This is a genomic window from Collimonas sp. (assembly GCF_044339385.1).
Lineage (GTDB): Bacteria > Pseudomonadota > Gammaproteobacteria > Burkholderiales > Burkholderiaceae_D > Collimonas.
This window is the reverse complement of the sequence record NZ_JBIIVN010000123.1, coordinates 1-7768: the sequence shown is the minus strand read 5'-3', so window position 1 is coordinate 7768 and position 7768 is coordinate 1. Positions and strand designations below refer to the sequence as shown.

Below are 7768 nucleotides of genomic sequence, written 5' to 3'. Positions count from 1 at the left end.
GCCAGCTTGACCAACTCAGGATCGGGCTTGGCCCGTTTGGTGCGTTTTACGTAGGTCATTTTTTCCTCTATGGTGGCAGTGTGCTGCCAAATGACCGTTTACACAAAACTAATTACACCCTCTCGATCTGGGACGCGATATGACCCAGCACTTCGGCTCATTGAATGGTTTGTTTTCTGCTTCCCTCGCCGAGTTCTCCACGATGAATGGCCTTGGGCCTGCAAAATTTGCTCAGTTGCAGGCGGTCCTTGAGCTCGGCAGGCGCTCACTTGCAGAAGCATTGGAAAGCGGCAATAGCTTCAACTCCCCCGCTGCGGTAAAACAATACTTGCAACTACTGCTGATGCACAAGGCGCACGAGTCATTTCTTGTTTTGTTCCTGGACGTCAAAAATCGTCTGATCTGCGCCGAAGAATTGTTTCGCGGCACTCTGTCTCAGGCCAGCGTCTATCCCCGGGAGGTGGTCAAGGCAGCGCTGGGACACAATGCTGCCAGCGTGATGCTAGCGCATAACCACCCATCCGGCACGATGGAACCCAGTAGCGCCGACCTGAGCTTAACCAACACATTGAAGCAGGCGTTGGATTTGGTTGACATCCGGGTACTCGATCATTTCATCGTGGCGGGAAGCCAGGTTTATTCATTCGCCGAACATGGCCAGCTATGAAATGTTCGTCCACGCAGACGCTCACTTGAATTGTTAAATAAAGCAAAAATAAAAAGACACAATTGTTTTTCGCAAGTCATTGAAAAATCTCATTTTTTTATATATACTTTGCTTTTTTCCAGTTTCGGAAATCTTTTAGGAGTAAAAAACATGGCACGTGTCTGCCAAGTCACCGGGAAGGGGCCGATGGTCGGCAACAACGTTTCCCATGCAAACAACAAGACGAAACGTCGCTTTTTGCCTAACTTGCAAAATCGTCGCATTTTCGTTGAGTCTGAAAATCGCTGGGTCTCCCTGCGCTTGTCCAACGCCGGCCTGCGCGTAATCGACAAAATCGGCATCGATGCCGTGCTGGCCGATTTGCGCGCTCGTGGCGAAAAAGTCTAACTAGCAGAATAAAGGAAGAATCATGGCGAAATCAGGCCGCGACAAAATCAAGCTGGAATCGACCGCAGGTACCGGTCATTTCTACACAACGACAAAAAACAAGCGTACTACGCCGGAAAAAATGTCGATCATGAAGTTTGATCCGAAGGTTCGTAAGCACGTCGAATACAAAGAGGCAAAGATCAAATAATTGATCCATCTCTAAAAAGCCCCGCACGACAATCGTCGTGCGGGGCTTTTTTACGACAGTAGGCCACCCCAAAAACAACAAGCCAGCACCAAAGAAGGCCTGGAGCAGCGCCTTCGCATTCCTTCATCGGAACATCAGATTCCGGCACAAAATAGCAATTACGCCGGCAGGGATTTATTGATGGGCAAAAAAAACGGCCTCGATATTATCGGAGGCCGTTTCATTAACCAATAAACTGTATCAGGCATAACTGCGCAAACGCAACGAAAAATCTTGCAGCGACTTGACGCCGGAGGCTTCAGCGCGAGCGCACCAATCTTGCAATTGATGCAGCAACTGGTCGCGAGTGAAATGCGAGCGCTCCCAGATTGCACTCAGCTCAACCCGCATTTCATGCATGGTTTGCAGTGCCTTGCTGTGCAAGAATAATTCTGTCAATTGCTGCTTCTGCGGCGCTTCCAGCTTGGTCGGTTCACGTTGCAAGAGCTTCTTTGATGACTTCAGAAAGCCCGCTCCCAGCTTGGCTTTATCGGTCAGATGGGCGCGCTCTTCGTGCCAGGCGCTCTTCAGTGATTTTGCATACTTGGCCATCACGTCGTAGCGATTAGCAATCACCGATTGCAGGGTACCCAAATCTGGTACCAGTTTAGCGTGGTTGAACTTCGGCGCCGGCGCAATCTTCTTGACCTTGGCCAGACCGCAGATCTCCAGCATGCGGATATACATCCAACCGATATCGAACTCATACCACTTCGACGACAACTTGGCCGAGGTACCAAAAGTGTGATGGTTATTGTGGAGCTCTTCGCCGCCAATGATGATACCGAACGGGATAATGTTGGTCGCGGCGTCGTTACAATCGTAGTTGCGATAGCCCCAGTAGTGGCCAATGCCGTTAATGATGCCTGCGGCGGTAATCGGAATCCATGCCATTTGCACCGCCCACACAGTGATGCCGATGACGCCGAACAGCATGATGTCGATAATCATCATAGCGACAATGCCCAACGCACTATGCTTGGTATAGAGGTTTTTCTCGATCCAGTCGTCAGGTGTGCCATGACCGAATTTTTCCATGGTTTCCCGGTTCTTGGACTCTGCGCGATACAGCTCAGCACCTTCCCAGAATACTTTTTTAATACCACGCGTGACCGGGCTGTGCGGATCTTCTTCGGTATCGCACTTGGCATGGTGTTTACGGTGGATAGAGGCCCACTCTTTAGTGACCATGCCAGTCGTCAACCACAACCAGAAGCGGAAGAAGTGGCTTGGGATTGCGTGCAGATCGAGGGCGCGATGCGCCTGGCAACGATGCAGGTAAATCGTCACGGCGGCGATCGTAATGTGGGTCACGACGATCGTGAACACGACGACCTGCCAGGCGCTGGCGCCTGTTACGCCATTCGACAAAAAATCAAGAATTGCATTGAACACTAGTTGTACTCCATGTTTAGAGATTGCCTCACCACTTTATTTTGCAGTGCAATACGGGTAAGTTGACGGGTAGTTACCGAACATCTACCCGAATTTCGCATGCAATTGTACCCTTTTTATTGGCCATTTTTTAAATTAGGCTGATCTTGTGTGTCAGGTATCTGCGATTCCTGAGAAGAAGCAGCGCTAAAATTATTTTCATGCAATATTTTAATATCCCGCTTTACCTGGGCAATCTTGATCTGATTATCTTGCAGCACCCGCCAGATAGCGCGATTCACATCAGACAACACATTGAGCCGACCGTTCTCAGGATCAACAATCCAGAACCCGACCTCTAACTCTAGCCCATCCGGCCCAATCTTCAGCAGCAAGGCTTGCGGCAACACTTCGCGCGAGACGCGGTTGACCGAAATCGTTGCTTGCTCCAACAGTAATAAAATACTTTCGATGTCGTCCCGATGAACGATGGTCACGTGGGTCGAAAGACGCAAAGTACGATTGGTCAGCGAATAATTCTGGACGGAATTGATCATGAAGATTTCGTTGGGCACAACCGTATCGATGCCGTCCAAGCCTTGCAGCACGGTATAACGGCTATTGATCTGCGTCACTTTTCCATAAAAAGTACCTACCGCGACCATATCGCCGATGGCTAAACAACGCTCAAGCAGGATCACAAAACCGGAAACATAGCTACTGGCGATCTTTTGCAAGCCCAGACCAATGGCCACGCCAAGCGCGCCGCCAAATACCGACAACACAGTAAGATCAATCCCGACCAGTGACAAGCTGACCAACACCGCAACCAGAATCAGGAATGCCCGCGCCATCCGCGCCACCACGGTCCGGATCGACGAATGCATGGTGTTCATCCGCATCAGACGCTCTTCCAGCGTCGCCCCCCGCCCACAGCGCAATCACCAAAGTCACCAGCACCGAAACCAGCGCCTGCATGATTGCCAGTAGCGACACCTTGTAGCGGCCGATCGGCAATACAGTAGTATCCAGATAATCGACCAGATCGGGCCACAAGCCGCTGATGTAAAGTAACAGCCCGATCCAGACCAGGACGCCAAAAGTCTTTTCAAATAGCAGCAGGAATGTGCCGACTCCTGAATTGCGTACAAAAATCCGGCGCAGCACGTAAAACACAAAGCGCATCAGCGCCAGCGATGCAACCAAGGGGATAACCAGGCGCAGCAGGTTGACCGGCTGGTGCAATTTTTGCAGCAGCAGCTTGAAAAGTATCAGCAGCAAGGTCAAAACCGGCGTCAGCACCTTGGCGAAGCTGCCCAAGCCGATTTGCATCACCTGCGGCTGCACCGCATTGACCGCAAATATGCGCCGCAGCACTCGGGCCAGCAGCCAGCCAAGGAAGATACTCGACAACAACACGCAGACCTGCTCCGGCAGGCCCGGTGCCCGCAGATTGGTAAGCAAACTGCCGATAAGGTCAGTAAGAATATCCTGCATCAATTTCTCTATATGTCTAATGCAACGATCCGGTTCACCCGCCAAGGCCGGGCGTAATTCAGAAGTTCAAGAAACACCGCTCAGATTGCCGCGCTTACATTTGATTCAAGCACGCACCATCGTCCTGCGCAGCGCGAAGCTCGCCATATCCACCGCAGCTACCATCAACAGCATCACAACGGTTACCGTGGCGGCTTGCGACATCTGGAACAACGACAGATGATATTTCAGCATCTGCCCGACTCCACCGGCACCGACCACCCCCAGAATGGCGGCCGCACGGATATTATTTTCCCAGCGATACAGTGTGTAGGACAGCAGTTGCGGCAAGCTTTGCGGCAAGATGGCATAAAAGAATGCTGCCATTGAATTTGCGCCATTGATACACAACGCAAATTCCGGCGAAGGCGGACTATTTTCAAACGCATCGGCAAACAAACGGCCCAACACACCGCTGGTATGAGCGGCCAGAGCCAGCGTTCCCGCAAACGGCCCGAGGCCAGCGGCAATCAACAGAATGGAAGCCCACACCAGTTCGGGAATCGCCCTCAGCACATTAAGTAACGTGCGGATAGCACCCCGTGCAACACCGCTATAGCGGCCGCCGACGCGGCCGCTCGCCGGCAGCGCCAGAAAAAAAACCGCCGACCGCAGCCAGCAATGTACCAACCAGCGACATCGCCAGCGTCTCCGCTGCCGCCCAAGCGATCTTGCATAAAAACGGCGCGGACACGTCCGGCGGGATAAATCCATCCAGAAATTCGATGCTGGTACGGAGCGCTTCGCGTGTCAGTAAGGTGTCTCATTTAATGGGCAACGAGACAAAACTTGCCACCACCAGCGCCAACAAGCCGCACAACAACAGTATCGTCGAAGCGCGCATAGCAGGCGCCGGCGGCAGCATGGCAGACTGAACTGCTGGTTTCATCCAAGCCTCCGCCTGAGCATTTTGCTGACGCCGTCGGCGCCAGCCACCAGCAAGACAAAGACGATCAACATGGTCGATAGCTCGTCGCCGGCCAGCATCTTCAACGATTCATCCATGCGCTGACCAAGCCCCCCCGGCACCGACAAAACCCATGACAACCGAGCCGCGTATCGCACATTCCCAGCGATAGACTGTGTAGGAAACCAGTTCCCCCGCCGACTCCGGCAATGCACCATACAACAATGCAGACAGGCGACCACTGCCGCTTGCCAGCAGTGCCTCGGTGGCATCGGCATCGGAAGATTCGAGGATTTCGGCATATACCTTGCCCAACATACCGCAATAGGTAAGAGCGATGGCAATGACACCGGCAGTCGGGCCGAGACCCGTAATGCGCACCAGCAACAACGCCCATACCAGTTCCGGCACGCTACGCAGCAACACCAGCAGCCAGCGCGTCGCTTGTCGTATCAGCGATCCTGTGAGACTCATGCGGCGGGTACCGAGGCGCGAGATCGACAACCGTTCTGTGGCGAGCAACGTCAGTGGAATCGCGCCAAGCAAGGCCAACGTCATGCCTGCGGTTGCCATGGCGATGGTCTGCCAGGTAGCAACTGCAACAATGGAGAGAAATTCCAAGGAATGAGCGGGCGGCAAAAAACCTGCCAGAAATTTTCCCATCGCACTCAGGCTTTGCGCATCAACCAGCGACCATGGCTTGAACTCGCTCAACACCAGCAACGGCCAAAGCAAGATGACGGCAAACAAGCCCCCCCTGTCAGGCGATAGCGCCAGGCGGGATCTGGATGGGCGCTGGAAGAAAACATCTTGGAAAACATGGGCGTCATGAACGTGGGGAGTGTCCGGCGGTCAGCAGCGCGCAACGGCAACGGTCTTTAGGGCTGCAGCATCCGCAGGCGCTGCCTGGTTGGTGTCGACTGTACCGACCGCATCAACTGTCTGCCGCTGTCCATACAACGCCGCAATCATTGCATCGCTGACCAGTTCACGCGGCGCATCAAACGAAATCCGGCCATCGCGCAAACCGATGATGCGCGGAAAACACTCGCGCGCCAACTCGACCTGATGCAGACTGCAAACCAGCGCAGCCTGGCGCGCCGCAGCTTCCTGCTGCAACACAGTCAGGGTTTGCCGCATCAGCGATGGATCGAGCGCAGACAACGGTTCGTCCACCAGCAACAACGCAGCTTCACTCAGCGACAGCCGCGCCATACTGCAACGCTGGCGTTCGCCGCCTGAGAGGCGATCGACGCGCGCATACAACTTGTCTTGCAGATCAAAGCGCGCCAACGCCGCGAATGCAGCTTGCGGATCGACTGGCTTTATCAATGAAACCAGTGACCGCCAGAGGCTCCACTGCGGCAGGCGACCGGCCAACACCGTCGTGACAACGCGCTGGCGCGGCGGCAATGGCGGCGTTTGCGGCGCCAGAAACAATTGCTTGCGCAGCGCATGCCGCTGGCGGCTCGATAGTCGCCACGGCTGCTGCCCGAACAAGATGAAGTCGCCCGAGGCAGGTTGCAAGGCGCAGGCCAGCGTATGGAGCAAGGTGGTCTTGCCCGCTCCGGACGGCCCGATCAGGGCGATCTGTTCGCCCGGTCGGATAACCAGATTCAGGTCGTCCAAGGTGGCCGCACCGCCATCTGCAATACCGGCGTGGCGTACCGAAAGATGAGTCAGCGTGAGAGTCATGCGCTTAACTTCAGCTTACTTCAACAGCCCCGCATTGCGCGCCGCGACTTCGATTGCCGCATAATTTTCGGGCTTGGTCGGGATGAAGCGCGTAGCGCGCTGCAGATCGAGGATTGCCGCGTCTTCTGGATTACTGCGATTGAGACTGAGGAAAGCATCGGTCAGCTTTGCTCGCAGCGCCGGATTCATATCGGAACGTACACTCCAGTTGTAATCGCAATAACCTGGCGTGGTATAGAACACACGCACCACTTTGCTATCGACCTTGCCTTCAGCCACCAGCTTTTCCCAGACCGAAATATTCAGCGCGCCAGCATCGACTTTGCCACCGGCAACCGCAGCCACGGTAGCATCATGTGCGCCAGAAAATGCGATGCGTTTGAGATCGGTATCAGGATTGACCTTCGCCGCTAGCAGGTAGGAGCGCGGCATCAAGTGGCCGGAAGTAGAAGATTCGGCGCCGAACGCGAAATTCTTGCCCTTCAGATCGGCCAGCGCGTTGATCGATTTATCGGTGGTGATAAATACCGAGCGGAATTTCTGGTCTTCTTCACGCTGCACAATCGGAATGACCTTGCCGCCGCTGCGCACATTAGCCTGGACGAAAGTAAAGCCGCCGAACCACACCAGATCGAGCTTGTTGTTCAACAGTCCTTCCACGGCAGCGGCGTAATTGGTAACCGGAGTGAATTCAACCTGGACGCCAAGCTTCTTTTCCAGATAACTGCCCAATGGCTTGAACTTGCGTTGCAGCTCTGTCGGCGCTTCATCGGGAATTGCCGATACGCGCAGTACCTGCTGTGCGTGGGCAGGAGCAAAAAACATCATTGTCGCAAGCAGCAGTCCAAACAGCGACAAAACTGAGCTTCCCCCGAAATTTAGTCTTCCATAGGTAACGTAAAATCAACGATCCTTTGGAAAGACCAGCAATGAAGAAGATACCAAAACAGATGTACACGGCGGAGTTCAAGGA

8 protein-coding genes and 2 pseudogenes are annotated in these 7768 nt (G+C 54.0%); 3 read left to right on the top strand and 7 right to left on the bottom strand.

All coding sequences use genetic code 11. From position 1 onward, the window contains the following. Positions 1-127: 127 nt before the first annotated feature. The 3 genes from radC (at position 128) to rpmG (ending at position 1244) form a co-directional block, all read left to right on the top strand. Positions 128-667 carry a DNA repair protein RadC gene (gene radC / locus ACIQ0R_RS09480; protein ID WP_395826511.1) on the top strand — a complete coding sequence of 180 codons (540 nt, stop codon included), beginning with the start codon at positions 128-130 and terminating at the stop codon, positions 665-667. 150 nt (positions 668-817) lie between these two features. Further along, positions 818-1054, top strand: a complete 237-nt coding sequence (gene rpmB / locus ACIQ0R_RS09475; RefSeq protein WP_006463730.1) for a 50S ribosomal protein L28 — start codon at positions 818-820, stop codon at positions 1052-1054. A 22-nt stretch (positions 1055-1076) separates the two neighbouring features. Beyond that, positions 1077-1244 carry a 50S ribosomal protein L33 gene (gene rpmG / locus ACIQ0R_RS09470; protein WP_395826509.1) on the top strand — a complete coding sequence of 56 codons (168 nt, stop codon included), beginning with the start codon at positions 1077-1079 and terminating at the stop codon, positions 1242-1244. A gap of 240 nt (positions 1245-1484) precedes the next feature. On the opposite strand, the gene ACIQ0R_RS09465 is transcribed toward rpmG, so the two are convergent. The 7 genes and pseudogenes from ACIQ0R_RS09465 to ACIQ0R_RS09435 all read right to left on the bottom strand — a co-directional run bounded on the left by ACIQ0R_RS09465 (position 1485) and on the right by ACIQ0R_RS09435 (position 7653). Continuing rightward, entirely contained in the window at positions 1485-2678 is a 1194-nt protein-coding gene (locus ACIQ0R_RS09465; protein ID WP_395826507.1) for a fatty acid desaturase, read from the bottom strand. A 116-nt stretch (positions 2679-2794) separates the two neighbouring features. After that, positions 2795-3544: a mechanosensitive ion channel family protein gene (locus tag ACIQ0R_RS09460; protein ID WP_395826505.1), complete on the bottom strand. Its 750-nt coding sequence runs from the start codon at positions 3542-3544 to the stop codon at positions 2795-2797. Further along, complete coding sequence (locus ACIQ0R_RS09455) at positions 3450-4154, bottom strand: hypothetical protein (protein WP_395826503.1); 705 nt, start codon at positions 4152-4154, stop codon at positions 3450-3452. Before ACIQ0R_RS09455 ends, ACIQ0R_RS09460 begins: the two co-directional genes overlap by 95 nt. Before the next feature lie 105 nt (positions 4155-4259). After that, positions 4260-5082 (bottom strand): annotated as a pseudogene (phnE, locus tag ACIQ0R_RS09450) (phosphonate ABC transporter, permease protein PhnE). Beyond that, positions 5079-5909, bottom strand: a pseudogene (locus ACIQ0R_RS09445) (PhnE/PtxC family ABC transporter permease). Before ACIQ0R_RS09445 ends, phnE begins: the two co-directional pseudogenes overlap by 4 nt. Before the next feature lie 43 nt (positions 5910-5952). Beyond that, complete coding sequence (locus ACIQ0R_RS09440; RefSeq protein WP_395826501.1) at positions 5953-6795, bottom strand: phosphonate ABC transporter ATP-binding protein; 843 nt, start codon at positions 6793-6795, stop codon at positions 5953-5955. Positions 6796-6810: 15 nt separating this feature from the next. Beyond that, a complete protein-coding gene (locus tag ACIQ0R_RS09435; RefSeq protein ID WP_395826499.1) occupies positions 6811-7653 on the bottom strand; it encodes a putative selenate ABC transporter substrate-binding protein in 843 nt (280 codons plus the stop codon). Positions 7654-7768: the final 115 nt, after the last annotated feature.

What these genes read in the sequence shown, in the direction of transcription:
- rpmB (WP_006463730.1), top strand. Translation starts at nt 818, where the DNA reads ATGGCACGTGTCTGCCAAGTCACCGGGAAGGGGCCGATGGTCGGCAAC.
- rpmG (WP_395826509.1), top strand. Translation starts at nt 1,077, where the DNA reads ATGGCGAAATCAGGCCGCGACAAAATCAAGCTGGAATCGACCGCAGGT.
- ACIQ0R_RS09460 (WP_395826505.1), bottom strand. Translation starts at nt 3,544, where the DNA reads ATGCATTCGTCGATCCGGACCGTGGTGGCGCGGATGGCGCGGGCATTC.
- ACIQ0R_RS09455 (WP_395826503.1), bottom strand. Translation starts at nt 4,154, where the DNA reads ATGCAGGATATTCTTACTGACCTTATCGGCAGTTTGCTTACCAATCTG.
- ACIQ0R_RS09440 (WP_395826501.1), bottom strand. Translation starts at nt 6,795, where the DNA reads ATGACTCTCACGCTGACTCATCTTTCGGTACGCCACGCCGGTATTGCA.